Raw genomic sequence first — 20959 nt, forward strand, 5'->3', positions numbered from 1 at the left:
ATAAAGTGTGAACTCAAACAAAGCAAATCAGCTTTCCGAATTATTATTAACGTGGTCCAGAAATGGACACGGTAATAAACAGAATTTGCTTGGTGACAATAGCCTTGTGGAACCACCTGATCCCATCCCGAACTCAGAAGTGAAACGCAAACGCGCCGATGGTAGTGTGGGGTCTCCCTATGTGAGAGTAGGTCATCGCCAAGCATCCAAATAAACACAAAAGCCCTAGCCTAAACCGCTAGGGCTTTTGTGTTTATACGCTCCGCGAAAAGCTACCGCGATGTCGCCCCGCCGCTAAGCGGACTCCCCAGCTACGAAGACAAGCTTCTTCGCGTTCAATCATGGCTAAATACTGCGTATTTATAGCGCTATGATTTCACCCCCATGTCAGAGTAGGTCATCGCCAAGTGCCTAATTATCTCATTGAGATGTAACGAAGCCAGCTGAATAAGCTGGCTTTTTTGCGTCTGAAATTTGTGAAATCAGCCTAGTTTGATTTCAATTTATAAATTTCTCTCCTACTTTCTTTCCAAAACTCCCTTTTTCACGCTCCACGACATTAATAATCCATGCCGTTTGGCTTTTATTTCAGCAGTTATTTTGACAATGCTCCGATTTCGCTACAGTGATCTGAGTTCTAGATCGATCCTCGCTATTGCTATTAGTTAAGCGGTTACTTACCTTATGTTTTAATTTGTTGGGGTAGATAAGGATCTGAGATGAAGTTAGAGATGATTTGTACTGGAGAAGAGGTGCTGGCGGGGCAGATTGTTGATACCAACGCCGCTTGGTTTGCCAGTACTATGATGGAGCATGGTGTCGAGATCCAGCGTCGAGTGACTGTCGGCGATCGCCTCGAGGATCTGATTGCGGTTTTCCAAGAACGTAGCTTACATGCCGATGTGATTCTCGTTAATGGTGGCCTCGGGCCGACGAGTGATGACATGTCTGCTTTAGCTATGGCGAAGGCGAAGGGCGAAGCTTTGGTCGAGAATTCGGAGTGGCGTGAGCGTTTAGAAGACTGGTTTACCCGTAATAACCGTGAAATGCCCTTAAGTAATCTCAAGCAAGCTATGCTGCCAGAGTCAGCTGTGATGGTTGATAACCCTGTGGGAACCGCCTGTGGCTTTAGAGTTAAGCTTAACCGCGCGTGGTTATTCTTTACACCGGGCGTGCCTTTTGAGCTTAAGCACATGGTTACAGAGCAGTTTGTGCCTTTTATTCGCGATGAGTTTAATCTTGATTCCAAGGTCGCATTAAAGAAATTATTAACGATAGGCCAAGGTGAGTCGGCGTTGGCGGATAAGTTAGAGCCATTAGAGCTGCCAGAAGGCATTACTATTGGTTACCGTTCTTCTATGCCGCATATTGAGATTAAGATTTTTGCCCGTGGCGAGAAGGCGATAGCGGTATTACCTCGGGTCGCTGGGCACATCAAAATGGTGCTGGGCACTGCGGTAGTCGCGGAAGATAAAGCCACTCTTGCCGAAGAAATTCATTATAAGTTACTCAACTCCGGCTTGACCTTAAGCGTTGCAGAATCCTGCACTGGCGGCATGATCACCAGTCAGTTGGTTGATTTTTCTGGTAGTTCATCTTACTTGCAGCACGGATTAGTGACTTACAGTAATGAATCTAAAGTGCGCGTGTTAGGTGTTAATCCTTCAACCTTAGATGATCATGGCGCTGTCTCCATTGCGACTGTGGAAGAAATGGCAAAGGGAGCAAGGCAAATATTGGACAGTGACTATGCGCTGGCAACCAGTGGTATTGCGGGACCCGATGGTGGCACAGACGAGAAGCCTGTGGGCACTGTGGCGATTGCCTTAGCAACTCGCGGCGGCGTTTATAGTCAGATGATCAAGCTACCACGACGTTCGCGGGATCTGGTGCGTAGCCTAAGTGCTGCTGTGGCTTACGATATGTTAAGACGTGAGCTTTTAGCTGAAGCCGTGATTGTTGATTATCAGTCTATTGGGCGATTCAGCAAGTAACTTTTTATACAAGCTTGAAGATTATACAAGCTTAAAGATTTATTGGTTTACGCCTGTTTAAACGTATCAACAAAAATGCTCCCGAGGGAGCATTTTTTATGGCGGATGATCCACAAAAAATCAGTTATTTAGTGAATTTCAGCACTAATTTGCCAGGGGCAACTTGAATGCTTTCAGTCATCTTCGCCATCAGTGCTTGATTACTGTCCTTAGTATCAAGCACATATACAGGCTGGTTTTCTAAGAATTGTCTTAGATAACCCATCACCTGCGGTGTGGCACTGCTGATCGCTTTTTCAATATCTTTTGGTGTTGACTCCACTTTGACTAATTCGAGCTGGCGCAGATAGACACTGTGCGTTGCGCTGTCATACCAAGGCTTGGCTTCGAAAGTCGTAGTGAGTTTGGCACTCAATGGAAAGATTGGATTCTTAATTGATACTTGCGTTGCGGCACTTACGCTCATAGTGTCAGGTTTTGCACCTAGTCTGACATTGATGTCGTTAATGCGCACTTCTGCGCCAACTAATTGATTGCCTTGTTTTATCTCAAAATGGATCTCTTTACTGAGGTACTGCTCCATTTCGTGCTCGCTGATACTGTACTGCGAGACGCAGCCGCCAAGCAGTACAGTGATCCCTAAGCAAATCGTGCGGGAAAGTTTTTTCATTAACCAGTGTTTCTCATTCCCGCTGCCACACCTGCAATAGTCAGCATTAGCGCTAGCTGCACATGTTCAGACGCGGGAGTTTCGGTTGTTTCCTTACGTGTCCGCGCTAATAGCTCGGTTTGTAAGAAGTTTAATGGGTCGATATACGGATTTCGCAGTTTTACTGACTCGCGATTCCACGGCGTATGCGCCATTAAGCTATCTGATTTTGTCAGTTCAAGCACGACTTTAATGCCCAGATCTAAGCGTTGGCGCAAGGTTTCACCTAAGTGATGCAAGTCTTTCGGTACTAAGCAGGTTTCGTAGTAACGGGCCAAATTAGGTTCTGCTTTGGCGTAGACCATTTCTAGCATTGAAATGCGTGTGCTAAAGAAGGGCCATTCCCGTTCCATGTCTTGCAGTAAGCCCATTTCACCGCGTTCACAGGCGGCTTGTAGCGCTTCACCGGCGCCAAGCCATGCAGGTAACATCAAACGGTTTTGCGACCAAGCAAAAATCCACGGAATTGCCCGTAGGCTTTCAATCCCTCCATCGACACGACGTTTAGCTGGGCGGCTGCCGAGTGGCAGTTTTCCTAATTCCACTTCGGGTGTTGCTGCGCGGAAATAAGCCACAAAATCAGGTTCATCACGCACTATGCCACGGTATGCACCCACTGATTCTTCAGCGATACGTTGCATGCAATCGCGCCATTCTTGTTTAGGCTCTGGCGGTGGTAACAGGGTTGCTTCCAATACGGCAGAGGTATACAAGGCTAAGCTTTGAACCGCGAGTTTTGGCAAGCCAAACTTGAAGCGGATCATTTCGCCCTGCTCAGTGACACGAATACGGCCATCTACCGACCCCGGAGGTTGGGATAGAATCGCTTTGTGTGCTGGACCACCGCCGCGACCAATGCTGCCGCCACGGCCATGGAATAGTGTGAGCTTGACGCCCGCTTGTTTACAGACAGCCACTAACTGCTCTTGAGCGTGATACTGAGCCCAAGCCGCCGCCATTACGCCGGCATCTTTAGCTGAGTCAGAGTAGCCAATCATCACTTCTTGCATGCCCTTGGTATAACCACGATACCAGTCGATGTCGAGTAAATCGGTAATACAGGCAGCGGCGTTGTTTAAGTCGCTTAAGGTTTCAAATAGCGGTACTACGCGCATTGGGTGCGAACAGCCCGTTTCTTTGAGTAACAGTAAAACCGTTAAGACATCCGATGGCTTACCCGCCATCGAAATCACATAGGATCCGAGCGCTTTAGCCGGATGTTTAGCAATTAAACGGCAGGTATTAAGCACTTCGGCCACATCGGCTGACGGCTGCCAGTTACTTGGGATCAGCGGACGACGGTTGCTGAGTTCGCGTAATAGGAAAGCTTGTTTCTCGGTTTCATCCCAATGGTTGAAATCACCCATGCCGAGATAGCGAGTTAATTCGGCGAGCACATCGCTGTGGCGGCTGGCGTCTTGGCGAATGTCGAGTCTGAGCATGTGAATGCCAAAACAGGCGAGACGACGGAGAATATCGAGCAATAATCCGTTGGCGATTAAGCGCATACCGCAGTCGGTTAAACTCTTATAGAGCATTTCTAACGGCGTTTTGAGATCGCTCTCTTGCCAAATCAGGCTCGACTTATCGACTTCAGGATTGTGGCCTTCGATGCGCGCATTTAAATAATCTATGGTATCGCGCAGTCTTTGGCGAAGTGAGCGCAGCACATGGCGGTATGGCTCGCAGCTGTTGTTGGTGTAAGCCTTTAACTCATCATTGGCTTCTTCCATCGACAGCTCGCCAACCAGTAGGACTATGTCTTTTAAGAATAATCTGGCGGCGGCATGGCGGTTGCGATCGAGCACCTCTTGGGTGACTTTCGCGGTAACAAAGGGGTTGCCGTCGCGATCGCCGCCCATCCAGCTTGAAAAACGCACTGGCGCGATATCAATCGGTAATTGTTGACCCGTGCGTTGCTGCACTTGGTCGTTAAGCTGTCTTAAGAAGTCTGGCACCGCATGCCAGAGTGACTCTTCAATGGTCGATAATCCCCAGCGGGCTTCATCAACAGGTGTTGGGCGCTCGCGGCGGATCTCATTGGTGTGCCAGATTTGCGCGATTAATTGGCGCAGGCGCAGACTGATTTGCTGACGTTCTCTATCCGATAATTGGTCGTTTTCTTGCTCGGTTAAGCAGTCGACAATGGCGGCGTACTTTTGGATCAGGGTGCGACGGGAAATTTCTGTGGGATGCGCTGTCAGCACTAGATCGATATCCAGTGTCTTAAGGCAGTCGAGCATTTTCGTTTGGTCAACACGGCCATTTAACATGCGACCTAGCAGCTGTTCCACTGGGTCTGGTACGCAGACGAGTTCGTCACAGTTGCGGCTAATGGTATGAAATTGTTCAGATAAATTAGCTAAGTTGAGGAACTGGTTAAATGCCTTTGCAAACGGAACTAATTCTTCGTCTGGCAGGGCGGTGAGTAACTCGAGCATTTGCTCTCTAGCGGCTTGATCGCCCCGGCGTGAATCTTTAGCAAGTTTACGGATCTGTTCAACCTTCTCGAGAAAGGAGTCCCCGAGGTGGGTGCGCATAGTGTCACCGAGGATTTGTCCTAACATACTCACGTTTGATCTTAATGACGCATACATATCGGTCATATTGTCTGCCTTGGTTACAACCATAGTTACTCCGAATAGAAAAACATGAAAATCCTGCATTGCATTTAGCCCGTTAGCACAATACCTATCACTTGGGGCTATGGTCAACAGCAGAACTTATAACTTATACGACTGGCTTATCCGATATGCAACCAATCACGGTATTTGATGAAGAATATTCAATAGAAATGCGAAGTCACGCAATATTTTTTGATGATTAGTGCAAGTGAATATGAAGTGCATCATTTTATGATTTGCAGACATGTATCTTAGCTGTTAATAAAAAGGACTGATTTTGCATAAATTTGCCACGGATAACTGAGTTATTAACGAGTTAGCTGAATAAGTGACTGGCTGGCCAGATCGGCATTTTAGTAAAAAACATAAAAATAAATTAAAAATATATATTCACATATATTGCATAATTAGATCTTTGTGGTAGTCTAGCCTGCAGTTGAGATGAGTCACCCCCTGTGACCTGTAGAGTAAATATCATGATTCAGAGCATTAACCTGACAGTGAATAAAATAACAACCAATTACGATTTCCTGCGACGATAATCTTGTCATCATAGATATGCGCGGATGCGTGTACGCTATTCATCTATTCTTTAAGTTTGTTTGATTCGGTTAATAAGACAACAACACATGAAAAATATCGCCATTATTGGTGCTAGTGGTTACACAGGCGCACAACTGACCGCTTTAATCCATGCAGAAGCAGAACTGACGATTCAGGGTTTGTATGTTTCTGAAAACAGTTTAGATAAAGGTAAGCCTTTAGCGGATTTGTACCCTAGTTATAGTCATATCGCATTAACGCTGTCGCCATTGTCCGATGACGCTAAGGCAAAAATCGTTGCCGAAGCCGATGCCGTGGTGTTAGCGACTGAGCATTCAGTGAGCTTACATTTAGCCGCTTGGTTTTATAGCCAAGGGTTAGCGGTATTCGATTTAAGCGGTGCTTATCGTTTCAGCGATGTGGCGCAATATCCTAAGTGGTATGGCTTTGAGCATGAATATCCTGAAGTTTTAACCAAAGCCGTATATGGCCTTGCCGAATGGAATGCTAAAGAAATCGCTGCGACTAAGATGATTGCCGTGCCAGGTTGTTACCCGACCGCATCATTGACAGCGTTAAAACCGCTGGCGAGTTTACTGACATCGGCTTATCCGGTGATCAATGCTGTGAGCGGCGTAACGGGTGCTGGCCGTAAGGCGCAGTTACACACCAGTTTTTGTGAAGTGAGCCTGACACCTTACGGCGTATTAGGCCACAGACATCAACCCGAAATCGCCACTCAGCTTGGTCAAGAAGTGATATTTACCCCGCATCTTGGCAACTTTAAGCGTGGCATTTTAGCGACTATTACCGTGCAGCTAAAACCAGGCACTACGACTGCCGATGTGGCAGCGGCCTATTGCGTATATGCCCAGGCGCCATTGGTCACCGTGAAGCATAATCAGTTCCCTAAAGTGGACGATGTGGTGCTGACACCTAACTGCCACTTAGGTTGGAAGTTTGATGAGAATAGCGGTTACTTAGTGGTAGCCAGTGTAATCGATAATTTGATGAAAGGTGCTGCCAGCCAAGCGCTGCAATGCATAAAGATTCATTTTAACCTTTAATTGTTCATCCTTATTTAAGAGAGTCGTCAAGATGTCTACAAACAACTCAGTATTAGTTCTTAAAGTTGGTGGCGCGCTGCTGCAGTGTGAAATGGGGATGGCGCGGTTAATGGATACGGCTGCGGCTATGTTAGCCAATGGTCAGCAAGTGTTGATGGTGCATGGCGGTGGCTGTTTGGTGGATGAACAGTTAGCGGCTAACGGCATGGAAACCGTCAAGTTAGAAGGTTTACGGGTGACTCCGCCTGAGCAAATGCCGATTATTGCCGGCGCACTTGCGGGCACTTCGAACAAGATCCTCCAAGGCGCAGCCACTAAAGCTGGGATTGTGAGTGTGGGCATGAGCCTCGCCGATGGCAATACTGTATCGGCAAAGATTAAAGATGAACGTTTAGGCTTAGTGGGCGAAGTCACGCCAAACGATGGCACTTATCTTAAGTTTATCCTCGCCCAAGGTTGGATGCCGATTTGTAGCTCTATCGCCATGATGGACGAGGGCCAAATGCTTAACGTCAATGCCGACCAAGCGGCGACGGCATTAGCCAAATTAGTGGGCGGCAAGTTAGTGCTGCTGTCGGATGTGTCGGGTGTGCTCGATGGTAAAGGTCAGCTCATCCACAGTTTAAATGGCAAGCAGATAGCAGACCTTGTAAAACAAGGTGTGATCGAAAAGGGAATGAAGGTCAAAGTTGAAGCTGCGCTCGAAGTCGCACAGTGGATGGGGCAGGCGGTACAAGTTGCCTCGTGGCGTGATGCAAGCCAATTAATCGCATTAGCAAAAGGTGAAGCCGTAGGAACACAAATCCAACCATAAGTGGAGTAAGTTATGAAGCATTTACTATCGATAAAAGAGTTAACCCAGCAGCAGTTACTCGATCTGATTGCCTTGGCAAAAACGATCAAAGCCAATCCGGCTGAGTACCGCCACGCGCTGGATGGCAAGAGTGTGGTGATGTTATTTGAAAAGCCCTCGCTCAGAACACGCGTTAGCTTTGATATCGGTATTAATAAGCTCGGTGGCCACTGCTTATACCTAGACCAACAAAATGGGGCGCTAGGTCAACGGGAATCGGTTGCTGACTTTGCTTCTAACCTGTCTTGCTGGGCCGATGCGATTGTGGCGAGAACCTATTCGCACACCACCATTGAACAATTAGCCGAGTTTGGCTCAGTGCCCGTGATCAATGCGCTGTCAGATCTTTATCATCCTTGCCAAGCCTTAGCTGACTTTTTAACACTGGCAGAGCAGTTTGAGGATGTCAGCAAAGCTAAATTAGCTTATGTTGGTGATGGTAATAATGTCACTCACTCGCTGATGTACTGTGCGGCTATTCTCGGTGCCACCATGACAGTGATCTGCCCAGCGGGTCACTTTCCTGATGGCTACGTAGTGGCAGAAGTGCAAGAGCTCGCTAAGCGATATGGCGGTAAGCTGTTACTGACTTCAGATATCGATGCGATTGAAGGCCACGATGCGATTTATACCGATACTTGGATTTCAATGGGCGATCCCACTCCGCTAGCGGATATCAAAGCGAAGTTTGCACCATACCAAGTCAACAAAGCTTTGATGGCGAAAGCGGGCGCTAACTTCTTTATGCATTGTTTGCCCGCCCACCGTGGTGTAGAAGTAACAGATGAAGTGATGGACGGTGCTGGCTCCTTAATTCTGCAACAAGCCGAAAATCGGATGCATGCCCAAAATGCGGTACTGGTAACCTTATTTAGTTAAATTAACCCTGTTTAGCAGCCTGTTTTCTCCTAGGTGAGAAACGAGTCATAGGAATTTAAGATGTCTATCGAGATAAAAAATACTGGCGTGAAAAAAGTGGTTTTAGCCTATTCAGGTGGTCTAGATACCTCGGCCATTATTCCTTGGTTAAAAGAAAACTACGATAACTGTGAAATCATTGCATTCTGCGCCGACGTTGGCCAAGGCGAAGAAGAGCTGGTTGGCTTGACTGAAAAAGCCTTAGCTTCTGGTGCTTCTGAATGTCATATCGTCGATCTAAAAGAAGAATTCGTTAAAGACTATATCTACCCAACGATTGCGAGCGGTGCGATTTACGAAGGCACTTATTTACTCGGTACGTCAATGGCGCGCCCTATCATTGCTAAAGCGCAGGTTGAAGTGGCCCGTAAAGTGGGCGCTGATGCTCTGTGCCACGGTTGTACCGGTAAAGGGAACGATCAAGTGCGTTTCGAAGGTTGTTTCGCCGCATTAGCACCTGATTTAAAAGTGATTGCACCGTGGCGTGAATGGACCATGCAGAGCCGTGAAGATCTACTGGCCTATTTAGCTGAACGTGACATCAAGACGTCAGCGTCAGCGACTAAAATCTACAGCCGTGATGCCAATGCTTTCCATATTTCCCATGAAGGTGGTGAGTTAGAAGATCCATGGAATGAGCCAAGCAAAGGCGTATGGACTCTGACAGCCGATCCTGAAGATGCACCGAACAAGCCTGAATATGTGTCGCTAGAAGTAGAACATGGCCGTATCACTAAAGTGAATGGTGAAGCGCTAACGCCTTATGCTGCGCTGATGACATTAAACGCCATTGCTGCGCCACATGGTGTGGGTCGTATCGACATCACAGAAAACCGTTTAGTCGGCATGAAGTCTCGTGGCTGTTACGAAACACCCGGCGGCACTGTGATGTTCGCTGCGCTGCGTGCGATTGAAGAGCTGGTACTCGACAAGACTAGCCGTAACTGGCGTGAGCAAGTTGCCGCACAAATGGCGCATTTAGTGTATGACGGCCGTTGGTTCACGCCTCTGTGTAAGTCACTGCTGGCGGCATCTGAATCACTGGCTGAATCAGTTAACGGTGAAGTTGTGGTTAAACTCTACAAAGGCCAAGCGACGGCAGTGAAGAAACGTTCACCTAACAGCTTGTACTCTGAAGCATTTGCCACTTTCGGTGAAGATCAAGTGTACGATCAAAAACATGCAGAAGGCTTTATCCGCTTGTACTCGTTAGCGAGCCGCATCCGCGCACTCAACGCTAATGACGTTAAGGGTAAGTAATAGGCCGTTAAAGAGGGCGCCTAGCGCCCTTTTTTGTTTCTAGGTTTTGATCCGGTTTTTTGATTCAGATGAGTCGATTTCAAATCAGCAGTGTGTAAGGGGAGTTAGCATGGCTTTATGGGGTGGAAGATTTCAGGGCGAAACGAGCGCGCTATTCAAATTATTCAACGATTCGCTACCCGTGGATTATCGCCTGTTCGAACAGGATGTGGTCGGTTCTATCGCTTGGGCCGATGCGATTGCTAGCGTAGGTATTATTACTGCCACTGAATGCAGCGACTTGAAAAAAGCACTCAATGATTTACTGGTAGAAGTGAATGGCGATCCAGCGATTATTCTCGCCTCGGGCGCCGAAGATATTCACAGTTTCGTCGAGTCTGCCTTGATTGCCAAAGTGGGCGATCTCGGTAAAAAACTGCACACTGGCCGTAGCCGTAACGATCAAGTTGCCACCGATTTAAAGCTTTGGTGTCAATCCGAAGGCCAAGCATTACTCGCGCGCCTTCACAGCTTACATGCTGAATTACTGGCGTTGGCAGAACGTGAGTTTGATGCGGTAATGCCGGGTTACACTCACTTGCAGCGCGCCCAACCTGTGACATTTGGCCACTGGTGTTTAGCCTATGTAGAAATGACTGAGCGGGATATCAGCCGTTTAGCCGATGCGTTAACTCGTGCTAACACTTGTCCTTTAGGTTCAGGCGCCCTTGCGGGTACAGCTTATAAAATGGATCGCCATGCACTGGCTGCGGCGCTGAACTTTGCCTCGCCGACGCTCAATAGTTTAGACAGTGTGTCAGATAGAGATCACGTGGTTGAACTTTGCTCAACGGCATCGATCAGCATGATGCACTTAAGCCGTATGGCCGAAGACTTGATCTTCTTTAACTCAGGTGAAGCCAACTTTATTTCCTTGAGTGATGAAGTGACCTCGGGTTCATCCCTGATGCCACAAAAGAAAAACCCCGATGCGCTGGAGCTTATCCGCGGTAAAACGGGTCGGGTTTATGGCAGCTTAGTGGGTATTCTCACCACCATGAAAGCGCTGCCTTTGGCGTATAACAAAGATATGCAGGAAGATAAAGAAGGCCTGTTTGACGTGGTTGATAGTTGGGCAATTTGCCTCGATATGGCGGCGTTAGTGTTATCGGGTTTAGTGGTGAATCGTCCGAATGCGCTGTTAGCTGCGCAGCAAGGTTATGCCAATTCTACTGAGCTTGCTGATTATCTTGTGTCTAAAGGTATGCCATTCCGTGAGGCGCACCACGTTGTGGGTGAAGTGGTAGTCGCTGCGATAGCGAAGCAAATTCCGCTCGAGGATTTCTCCTTGGCTGAATTAAAAACTTTTGCCGCTATCATTGAGGATGATGTCTATCCAAACCTGACTATTGAAGCTTGTTTAGCGAAACGTGATGTGCTTGGTGGGACAGCACTGCCGCAAATTCAGCTGGCGATAGCGGCTAAAAAAGCCCGCTAAGGCGTAATGTTTTAAAGCAACAGCCAATAAAAAAACGCGACTTAAGGTCGCGTTTTTTATTGGGTCATTCAGCGTATCGGCAATGACTTTCTATGACTCGTTTATTGGAATAAATCATCGGTTGGTGCATCGATGAAAAGGTTATTTTCATCCTGCGTTTCACTAATGTATTCCTTTGGCTCAGTGCCCGAGATGAAGTACTCGAACGCACTGGTATAGTCGGTTTTACGGGTAAGTTTACCTGTCGCTAAATCGATGCGTACCGAAACTATGCCTTCTGGCGGAATCGATGTGCTTTCAGGTGTGCCTTGTAAGACACTGTTCATAAACTCGTTCCAGCCCGGACCTGCAGTTTTCGCGCCCGCTTCGGCGCCAGTTATCTGATCTTTTTCGCCATTGGCGTTCCATGCTGTTCTGCCCAGTTGTCGACCGTGATCGTCGAAGCCGACCCAGAACGTACTGGTGAGAACAGGGCTAAATCCACTGAACCACGTATCGCGAGATTCGTTGGTTGTACCTGTTTTACCCGCAATATCATGGCGTTTAATCAATCTTGCAGCACGCCAAGCCGTACCTTGCCAGCCAGTGCCGTGACTCCAATCACCGCCACCCCAGATCACGCTCTTTAACGCCTCGGTGATGAGGAATGCAGTTTGCTCTGAAATGATCTGTGGTGCAAAGCGACCCGTTTGCTCGAAACACTGAGCAACGGGCGCACTCGGTTCTGTGCTGCTATCTCCACTAACACTGAACGCCATAGGATCGCTCGGTGTAACAGGTTGGCTAAGGCTTTGGCTAGGTTTACAGGCCAATGTTGGATTGGCTTTTTCAATCACATTGCCGTAGGCATCTTCGACGCGATCGATATAGAAAGGCTCGAGTAAGAAACCGCCGTTAGCAAACACGTTAAACGCAGTAACCACTTGTAATGGTGTTACTGATGACGAACCTAAAGCTATCGACTCGTTACGCGGTAAGTCATTAGGATCGAAACCAAACTTAACCAATTCTGCAATGGTGGCATCGAGCCCAACATGGCGCATTGCACGTACAGACATCACGTTAATTGACTGCGCTAAGCCAACACGTAAACGGGTTGGGCCGCCATACATATCTGGCGAGTTTTTAGGGCGCCATGCAGTACCTTGGCTGATATCGGGTTTATTGATTGGTGCATTGTTAATTAGGGTTGCTAAGGTAAAGCCTTTCTCTAACGCTGCAGCATAAATAAAAGGTTTAATGTTTGAGCCTAATTGCCGTTTCGCTTGAGTGACGCGGTTGTATTGGCTTTGGCTAAAGCTATATCCGCCAACTAGAGATCGAATAGCACCATTTTGTGGGTCGAGTGACACAGTCGCGCTGGCAACTTCTGGTACTTGCGATAACTGCAAATATTGGCCGTTATCACGGATCCAAATGCGTTCACCGACCTTGAGCATGTCAGAGGCTGACTTAGGAACGCTGCCTTGACGCTTATCGGTAATAAATTTACGCGCCCACTTCAGACCATCCCAAGCAATGATTTTAGTTTCGCCCTTGGCGGTCATGACGCTGGCTTGTTGATCTGCCACGCTGATGACGGCTGCGGGTTGCAGTTCTTGAATCGAAGCCACCTTAGCAAGTTCAGCCTTGATTTGAGCTTGTTCTGGTTTCTCGTCTGTCCACAACACTGCGGCAGGACCACGATAGCCATGACGCTCATCATAGGCATAAACGTTATTGCGTAGCGCTTGTTGAGCCTTCAGTTGTATATCCGATGAAATGGTCGTGTAGACGTTGTAGCCATTGGTATAGGCTTCTTCTTCACCGTACTTTTGTACCATATAATCCCGTGCCATTTCAGAAATATACGGGGCATAGAGATCAATTTCGGCGCCATGGTATTTAGCAATCAGCGGTTCTTGTAAAGCGGCTTGGTATTCAGCTTGGCTGATATAACCTACTTCATTCATCCGCATGAGGACGACATTACGGCGAGCGACAGCACGAGAAGGTGAGGTCAAAGGGTTGAGTGTTGAAGGCGCTTTGGGTAAGCCGGCGATCATACTCATTTCTGAGAGTGTAAGATCTTTAACATCTTTACCAAAATAAACCTGTGCAGCGGCACCAACACCATAGGCGCGTTGGCCTAAGTAAATGCGGTTCACATAGAGTTCTAAAATCTCATCTTTGGTAAGTAATTCTTCAATGTGATAGGAGATAAAGATCTCCTTCACTTTACGAATAATCGTTTTGTCGCGGGTTAAGAAGAAGTTACGTGCGACCTGCATGGTAATGGTGCTCGCACCTTGCTTCTTCTCTCCTGTGGTTAGCATGACTAATGCTGCGCGAAGTACGCCAACAGGATCAATACCACCATGTTCGTAAAAACGCGCATCTTCAGTTGCAATAAATGCTTGAAGCAAGGGTTTTGGTACTTCGTCTAGCTTCAATGGAATGCGACGCTTTTCACCAAATTGTGAAATAAGTTTGCCGTCACTGCTGTAAATGCGTAAAGGTGTTTGAAGTTGCACATTTTTTAGTGTTGAAACATCCGGCAAATCCGGCAAAACATAAAAGTATGCTGCCACAATGGCGCCTACGCCCAAAAGGGCTAGACTGAATAGTGCTATAACAATACGTTTTAACCACTTCACCAAAATTTATCCTAATGCTCCGTTAAGTGCGACAGTATATAAGGCGTACACCTCTTGGTGAAGTAAAAACGTGAGAAGCCTAAAATTGCATTTGTAAAATCATGAAACATTCGATACAAGTAAGTATAACAAGTTGATTTTGTGCTAATCTCTTTTACTGAAATATAAATAAAAAAGTGACAATGGATATGCTTTCAAATTTATGGAAGCGTCAGGCTCCGCAGATGGTCGGAATCGATATCGGTTCCCATGAAGTTAAGGCCATTTTGTTGAGTAAGACTGCTGATGGATACAAGATAGTGAGTCATGCGGCGGTACCTATTAAAAAAGGGGCCGTTAACGATCATGATATTCGTGATGCTGATGCCGTTGTCGAATGCCTTAGGCAAATAAAACGTAATTTACCTAAATCGGTTAAATATGCTGCGGTTTGTGTTTCAGGATCTGCTGTGATGACCAAAGTGATCTACATGGACGCCTCGCTGAGCGAGGAGGAAATGGAAGCACAGATCGAAATCGAAGCCGATAACCTTATTCCGTATTCACTCGATGAAGTCAGCATAGATTTTGAAACCCTCAGTGTAAACAGTACAGATCCTACCAAAGTGGATGTGTTGCTGAGTGCATGCCGCACCGACAATATTGATGTCAGAGTCGATGCGCTCGATAGTGTAGAACTTGAGGCTAAAGTGGTTGATGTAGAAGGTTATGCTTTAGGTCGCGCAGCTGAATTAATTCTGGCGCAGCTACCCGAAGGAGCGAAACATAAGGCCGTTGCTATGGTCGATATTGGCGCCAATATGACGACTTTTTCTGTAGTTGAAGCGGGAGAGACGACTTTTATTCGTGAGCAGGCCTTCGGAGGTGAGCAATTTACTCAGTCAATATTATCCTTCTATGGCATGTCTTATGATCAAGCCGAAAAAGCAAAAATTGAAGGCGACCTACCACGAAATTATATGTTTGAAGTCCTATCACCTTTCCAAACTCAGCTATTACAACAAATAAAACGTACGCTGCAAATCTATTGTACTTCGAGTGGAAAAGATAAAGTTGACTACCTCGTATTATGTGGTGGGACCTCTAAATTAGAAGGTATGGCCAATTTACTGACGAATGAATTGGGGGTCCACACTATTATTGCCGATCCTTTTCAAGGGTGCCTGCATGCTGATGAGTCGGTTAAAAATTCGCTGCAACTTACAATCAACAAATATATGGTTGCTTGTGGCTTAGCATTGAGGAGTTACGGTCAATGGCGAACATAAACCTACTCCCTTGGCGAGAAGAGGCGAGAGAAAAACAAAAGCGCGATTATATTGGCATTTTAGCCGCGGTATTTCTAGCGTCGGTAATCTTGGTCTATGTGGCTGTATCTCTTTTGGACGTGATGACTGATGAGCAAAAAGCGCGTAATGCCTATTTGCAATCGGAAATTAGCCTGCTAGAAACACAAATTTCTGAGATTAAGAAGATTACCGAGCGTAAGAAGGATATTGAACGCCGCACCGAAATTATTTTGAATTTACAACAATCCCGTAATTTACCGACCCATGTGTTAGATGAGTTAGTGCGAATTGTGCCCCCAGGAATCTACCTTTCTAGCTTAGAGAAAAAGGGTAGCTTATTACTGATTGAAGGGCGTAGTGAATCAAATAATAACGTTGCCAATATGATGCGTAAGGTTAAGACCTCAGAGTGGCTAACCGATCCCAATATGCAGTCGATTGTGACTCAAAATGAGGAATTACGGCAATTACAGCGATTCAGTTTAAGAGTCACGATTAAAGGCGCGAATGTGGACGAGCCTGAGAAAATGACAAAAGGAGCGAGTAAATGAAACTCGATCTAAGTCAATTTAATGATATCGACTTTGAAAATATTGGTGGTTGGCCTAACCAAGTTAAAAGTTTTTTCGCGATCCTATTGGCACTGTGTGTTTTTGCAGCGGGTTATTTCTTAGTCGTTTCAGATTCGATAGACTCTTATACCGCAGAGCAAGATAGGGAATTTCAACTCAGAGATGATTTTAAGAATAAGTATCAACTCGCAGCAAATTTAAAACTTTATCGTGAGCAGTTAGCAACGATGGAAGTGCAATTTGCCGAGTTACTGAAGATGCTCCCCTCAGAGAATGAAATGCCAGGCTTGCTAGATGATTTAACCTTTGTCGCCACCGATGCAGGACTCAGAATTAAGAGTTTAGATTGGGAGCCGGAAATTCAGCGGGATTTTTATATTGAATTCCCCATTAAAATGTCTGTTACAGGCGATTATCATCAGCTAGGTAATATGGTAAGTGGCGTAGCAAAACTGCCGCGTATTGTCAGTCTGCATGATTTTACGATTAAGCGCGACGATGCTGGTAACTTAGCCATGGATATTTTAGCTAAGACCTATCGCTTTAAAGAAGGGGCTGAATTACCGCCTGAAAAGCCTGCTAAGAAGGGGAAGAAATAATGAAATTCTTACCTCTATTGGCGTTGAGTCTTTTTTAATGGGTTGTGTTGGCGATCGCAGTGATTTAGAGCTATTTGTTACTACAACTAAAGCGCAACACGTTCCTCATATTCCACCTTTAAAAGAACCGCCAAAGTTTGAGCACTTTGCCTATCAGGCTGAGCTAATGCGTAGCCCATTTGTACCACCTTCACGTGAACTAACTGAAGAGGTTGTTGATACCAGCAAAGATTGTTTACAACCAGATTTAAAGCGTCGAAAAGGGCGGTTAGAAACTTATCCTTTAGATAATTTAAAAATGCGTGGCACCTTAAGTGAAGCAGATACGACTTGGGCACTAGTCGAAACAAATGATGGCAGTGTGTATCGGATGGGCGTTGGTGAGTATTTAGGTCTGTTTAATGGACGCATTTCTAAAGTTACTTCACAAAATGTCGAAGTAGTAGAATTAATTCCAGATGGTTCTGGTTGTTGGTCCGAAAGGACAAGCAATTTAGAACTTTCTGGAGAATAACGAGCGAAGGATGAGGGTATAATGAAATCTTCTGCCGCGATAAAAGTCCCGTTAATTTCTTCAGGCTTAATCAAGTCTGTTATAGGGATCGCACTGGTATTTGGAATTTTGCCATCGAGTTTTGCGGCAAATCGATTAATGGATGTTAAATACCATACCTTGGTTGATCATCAATTGGAGCTAGAACTGGTCTTTGAAGATGCGGTCGCTCCGCCTGCAATAGATTCAAATGCTTCGCCCGCCGAGCTAGTGCTGACCTTCGATAATAGTATCTCGGGTTTATCTAAGGATCGTTTACCTATTAATCAGGTTGGGGTTGCAGATATCACCACTGAGCAGCAAGATACCCAACTAAAAGTCATCTTAGGTATGTCCAAAGTGAAACCTTACCAAGGTTCAGTAATGGGCAATTCATACCGGCTTACGATTAACGATGAAGTGTCAGGGACTCAAGCCCAAGCTGAAAACCCCTTCGTTAATAGCATTAAAAATATCGATTTCCGTCGTAATGATAATGCTGGCGGTGAGTTATTGGTCTATCTAAATAATCGCTCGGTTGCGGCTAATGTCGAGCAAGTGGGCGCTAAGCTTGAAGTGAAGTTGTATAACACAGATATTAATAACGATCTTCTGTATGTTATGGATGTGAAAGACTTCTCCACACCAGTAAAAAGCTTCGAGACATTTAAAGAAGATTTAACAGCGCGTATTGTCGTTGATATTGCGGGTGAATATGATTTCACTTACAAGCAAGAAGATAATCTCTTTAGACTTTCAATGAATAAAGTCGAGAGAGTCGCCGCCAAGAAAGATGTTAAAAAATACAATGGCCGTACCTTGTCGCTTAACTTTCAAAATATCCCTGTACGGACTGTGCTGCAAATCATTGCCGACTATAACAATTTTAACTTAGTCACCAGTGATACTGTGGAAGGCAATATCACTTTAAGATTGGATGATGTGCCTTGGGATCAAGCTTTAGAACTAATTCTTCAAACCAAAGGATTAGATAAGCGTATCGAAGGTAATATCTTAATGGTGGCGCCGAGCGAAGAGCTGGCAATTCGTGAAAGCCAAAACCTCAAAAACAAACAAGAGGTTAAAGAGTTAGCACCGCTCTATTCCGAGTATTTACAAATTAACTACGCGAAAGCGGTCGATATTGCAGAGTTATTAAAAAGCACGGATTCGAGCTTACTTTCACCACGAGGTTCAGTCGCGGTCGATGAACGTACCAACACTGTACTGGTGAAAGATACGGCTGAAACGATTGAGAACATCCACCGCTTAGTTGAAGTGCTCGATATCCCTATCCGCCAAGTGTTGATCGAGTCACGTATGGTGACTGTAAAAGATGATGTCTCCGAAGACTTAGGTATTCGTTGGGGTGTCACCGATCAGCAGGGTAGCAAGGGAACTTCTGGCACATTAGAAGGTGCACAGAATATTGCCAACGGAATTATCCCCACCCCCGATCAGCGTTTAAATGTTAACTTACCCGCGGCAGTAACTAATCCAGCGAGTATTGCTTTTCATGTCGCTAAATTGGCAGATGGAACCATTCTAGATTTGGAATTAAGTGCGTTAGAGCAAGAAAACAAAGGTGAGATCATCGCTAGCCCTCGTATTACCACCTCTAACCAAAAGGCGGCTTATATTGAGCAAGGTGTCGAGATCCCTTATGTGCAGTCGACTTCGAGTGGTGCAACGTCAGTCACGTTTAAGAAGGCGGTGTTATCTCTACGGGTTACACCACAAATTACACCTGATAACCGAGTCATTTTAGATCTAGAAATTACTCAAGATTCTCAGGGTAAAACCGTTGATACTCCAACGGGTCCCGCTGTGGCCATCGATACTCAACGTATTGGTACCCAAGTGCTCGTTAATAACGGCGAAACCATAGTACTTGGTGGTATTTATCAGCAAAATCTCATTAGCCGTGTCAGTAAAGTGCCAATCCTAGGTGATATTCCCTTAGTTGGTTTCTTGTTTAGGAACACAACAGACAAAAATGAACGTCAAGAGCTACTTATTTTCGTCACCCCGAAGATTGTCGGTGAGAAGATCTAAGCACTTGCTATGTATCGACTAAAGCCAGCAGTAATTGCTGGCTTTATTATTACTGGTATACAATTCTTTGCATAAATAGCGCACATGGCTTGCCATAGTAGACCTTAAGCTGAGATAATCCTCGGTCAAGTCTCATAAGAGCAAGGTAACATATAGGTCGGCTTGATGTTGAGTCGATATAGGCATACTTTTCAATAAGATTCAGACGTACAAGAAATGGCTGAAAAACGTAATATTTTTCTGGTAGGCCCTATGGGCGCAGGTAAAAGCACAATTGGTCGCCATCTGGCGCAAATGCTGCATTTAGAATTCCACGATTCAGATCAAGAGATTGAGCAACGCACAGGCGCTGATATTGCTTGGGTGTTTGACGTCGAAGGTGAAGAAGGCTTCCGTCGTCGTGAAGCTCAGGTTATTGCTGATTTGTCTGAGAAACAAGGTATTGTCCTTGCCACCGGTGGTGGTTCAGTACAAAGCAAAGATATCCGTAATCATCTGTCTGCTCGTGGCATTGTGGTTTATCTGGAAACCACTATCGACAAACAGGTCGCTCGTACTCAAAGAGACAAGCGACGCCCATTATTGCAAGTGGATGATCCTCGAGAAGTGTTGGAGAATCTTGCAGAGATCCGTAATCCATTGTACGAAGAAATTGCCGATGTGATTGTCAAAACTGATGATCAAAGCGCAAAGATTGTCGCCAATCAGATCATTGAGCAATTAGGTTTTTAGGCAGAATTTATGAAGCAAATTCAGGTTGATTTAGATGTACGTAGTTATCCCATTTACATTGGCCAGAATTTGATGAGTGATGGCGAGACCTTGTCTCGCTACCTGCTTAAAAAACGTATTCTTATCGTCACCAATGAAACTGTCGCGCCTTTGTATCTAAAACAGATACAAGAGACGATGGCTTCGTTTGGTGAGGTAGAGAGTGTTATCCTCACCGATGGCGAACAATTCAAAGATTTAGCACATCTAGATGTTATTTTTACTGCATTGCTGCAGCAAAACTATGGTCGAGATTCTGTGCTGGTGGCTTTGGGTGGCGGCGTAATTGGTGATATGACGGGCTTTGCCGCGGCATGTTATCAACGTGGGATCGATTTTATTCAAATTCCGACAACCCTATTGTCGCAGGTGGATTCTTCCGTCGGCGGTAAAACGGCTGTTAACCATCCTCTTGGTAAAAACATGATTGGGGCCTTTTATCAGCCACAAATCGTGCTTATCGATACTTTATGTTTACATACGCTTCCAGCGCGCGAGTTTGCGGCGGGAATGGCGGAGGTCATCAAGTATGGCATCATGTGGGATGCTGATTTTTTTCAATGGCTTGAAGATAATGTAACGGCACTAAAAACCTTAGATGCCCAAGCATTGGTTTATGCTATCTCCCGTTGCTGTGAGATTAAGGCTGATGTGGTTAGCCAAGACGAAACTGAGCAGGGTGTTCGTGCTTTATTGAATCTGGGTCATACCTTTGCTCACGCGATTGAAGCCGAAATGGGCTACGGTAATTGGTTGCATGGTGAAGCCGTGTCAGCTGGCACAGTCCTTGCTGCTAAAACAGCTAAGGCACTGGGGCTTATCGATGAGTCAATCGTTTGTCGTATTATAGCGTTACTACAAGCTTTTGATCTTCCAGTGAGTGCGCCGGAATCTATGGATTTCGACAGTTTCATTCAACATATGCGACGCGATAAAAAAGTTTTAGGCGGTCAGATTCGACTCGTGCTCCCAACGGCTATAGGCCGCGCGGATGTGTTTAGTCAAGTCACAGAATCCACCCTTGAACAGGTTATTCGCTGCGCATAAAAACTGTGTGGTG

General features: G+C 45.9%; 15 protein-coding genes, 1 rRNA gene and 1 pseudogene. 14 read left to right on the top strand and 3 right to left on the bottom strand.

The genetic code is table 11. From position 1 onward, the window contains the following. The first annotated feature begins 88 nt into the window (after positions 1–88). Both rrf and NE536_RS15695 read left to right on the top strand, forming a co-directional pair. Positions 89–204 (top strand): 5S ribosomal RNA (rrf, locus tag NE536_RS15690). 515 nt (positions 205–719) lie between these two features. Beyond that, the gene (locus NE536_RS15695; RefSeq protein ID WP_261273265.1) at positions 720–1994 is read left to right on the top strand and encodes a CinA family nicotinamide mononucleotide deamidase-related protein; all 1275 of its coding nucleotides are present in this window, start codon (positions 720–722) and stop codon (positions 1992–1994) included. 124 nt (positions 1995–2118) lie between these two features. Here the strand turns inward: NE536_RS15695 and NE536_RS15700 are convergent, their stop codons facing one another. After that, positions 2119–2664, bottom strand: a complete 546-nt coding sequence (locus tag NE536_RS15700; RefSeq protein WP_261273266.1) for a YceB family lipoprotein — start codon at positions 2662–2664, stop codon at positions 2119–2121. After that, a complete protein-coding gene (gene ppc / locus NE536_RS15705; protein ID WP_261273267.1) occupies positions 2664–5333 on the bottom strand; it encodes a phosphoenolpyruvate carboxylase in 2670 nt (889 codons plus the stop codon). Before ppc ends, NE536_RS15700 begins: the two co-directional genes overlap by 1 nt. Before the next feature lie 623 nt (positions 5334–5956). On the opposite strand from ppc, the gene argC reads away from it, so the two are divergent. The 5 genes from argC (at position 5957) to argH (ending at position 11445) form a co-directional block, all read left to right on the top strand. Beyond that, positions 5957–6937, top strand: a complete 981-nt coding sequence (gene argC / locus NE536_RS15710; RefSeq protein ID WP_261273268.1) for an N-acetyl-gamma-glutamyl-phosphate reductase — start codon at positions 5957–5959, stop codon at positions 6935–6937. Between the two features lie 31 nt (positions 6938–6968). Continuing rightward, complete coding sequence (argB, locus tag NE536_RS15715; protein WP_261273269.1) at positions 6969–7751, top strand: acetylglutamate kinase; 783 nt, start codon at positions 6969–6971, stop codon at positions 7749–7751. Between the two features lie 12 nt (positions 7752–7763). Then, a complete protein-coding gene (locus NE536_RS15720; protein ID WP_259574324.1) occupies positions 7764–8669 on the top strand; it encodes an ornithine carbamoyltransferase in 906 nt (301 codons plus the stop codon). Positions 8670–8729: 60 nt separating this feature from the next. Then, positions 8730–9968, top strand: a complete 1239-nt coding sequence (locus NE536_RS15725) for an argininosuccinate synthase (protein ID WP_106649100.1) — start codon at positions 8730–8732, stop codon at positions 9966–9968. Positions 9969–10077: 109 nt separating this feature from the next. Beyond that, complete coding sequence (gene argH / locus NE536_RS15730) at positions 10078–11445, top strand: argininosuccinate lyase (RefSeq protein WP_261273270.1); 1368 nt, start codon at positions 10078–10080, stop codon at positions 11443–11445. A gap of 101 nt (positions 11446–11546) precedes the next feature. Here argH and NE536_RS15735 read toward each other — a convergent pair whose 3' ends face one another. Continuing rightward, positions 11547–14081, bottom strand: coding sequence for a penicillin-binding protein 1A (locus NE536_RS15735; RefSeq protein ID WP_261273271.1), 2535 nt, complete (start codon positions 14079–14081; stop codon positions 11547–11549). Between the two features lie 188 nt (positions 14082–14269). On the opposite strand from NE536_RS15735, the gene NE536_RS15740 reads away from it, so the two are divergent. From NE536_RS15740 to aroB, 7 genes and pseudogenes are all read left to right on the top strand, one after another. Then, complete coding sequence (locus tag NE536_RS15740) at positions 14270–15349, top strand: pilus assembly protein PilM (RefSeq protein ID WP_261273272.1); 1080 nt, start codon at positions 14270–14272, stop codon at positions 15347–15349. Further along, complete coding sequence (locus NE536_RS15745; protein ID WP_220776795.1) at positions 15337–15921, top strand: PilN domain-containing protein; 585 nt, start codon at positions 15337–15339, stop codon at positions 15919–15921. The genes NE536_RS15740 and NE536_RS15745 overlap by 13 nt, the downstream gene beginning before the upstream one ends. Continuing rightward, the gene (locus NE536_RS15750; RefSeq protein ID WP_106649104.1) at positions 15918–16541 is read left to right on the top strand and encodes a type IV pilus inner membrane component PilO; all 624 of its coding nucleotides are present in this window, start codon (positions 15918–15920) and stop codon (positions 16539–16541) included. The genes NE536_RS15745 and NE536_RS15750 overlap by 4 nt, the downstream gene beginning before the upstream one ends. Continuing rightward, positions 16541–17055 (top strand): annotated as a pseudogene (locus NE536_RS15755) (pilus assembly protein PilP). The gene NE536_RS15750 and the pseudogene NE536_RS15755 overlap by 1 nt, the downstream one beginning before the upstream one ends. Before the next feature lie 21 nt (positions 17056–17076). Continuing rightward, positions 17077–19128, top strand: a complete 2052-nt coding sequence (locus NE536_RS15760; RefSeq protein WP_261273273.1) for a type IV pilus secretin PilQ — start codon at positions 17077–17079, stop codon at positions 19126–19128. A 216-nt stretch (positions 19129–19344) separates the two neighbouring features. Next, positions 19345–19860, top strand: coding sequence for a shikimate kinase AroK (gene aroK, locus NE536_RS15765; protein ID WP_006083542.1), 516 nt, complete (start codon positions 19345–19347; stop codon positions 19858–19860). Between the two features lie 9 nt (positions 19861–19869). Continuing rightward, the gene (gene aroB / locus NE536_RS15770; protein ID WP_261273274.1) at positions 19870–20946 is read left to right on the top strand and encodes a 3-dehydroquinate synthase; all 1077 of its coding nucleotides are present in this window, start codon (positions 19870–19872) and stop codon (positions 20944–20946) included. The last annotated feature ends 13 nt before the right edge of the window (positions 20947–20959 follow it).

This window comes from Shewanella septentrionalis (genome assembly GCF_025370265.1).
Lineage (GTDB): Bacteria > Pseudomonadota > Gammaproteobacteria > Enterobacterales > Shewanellaceae > Shewanella > Shewanella hafniensis.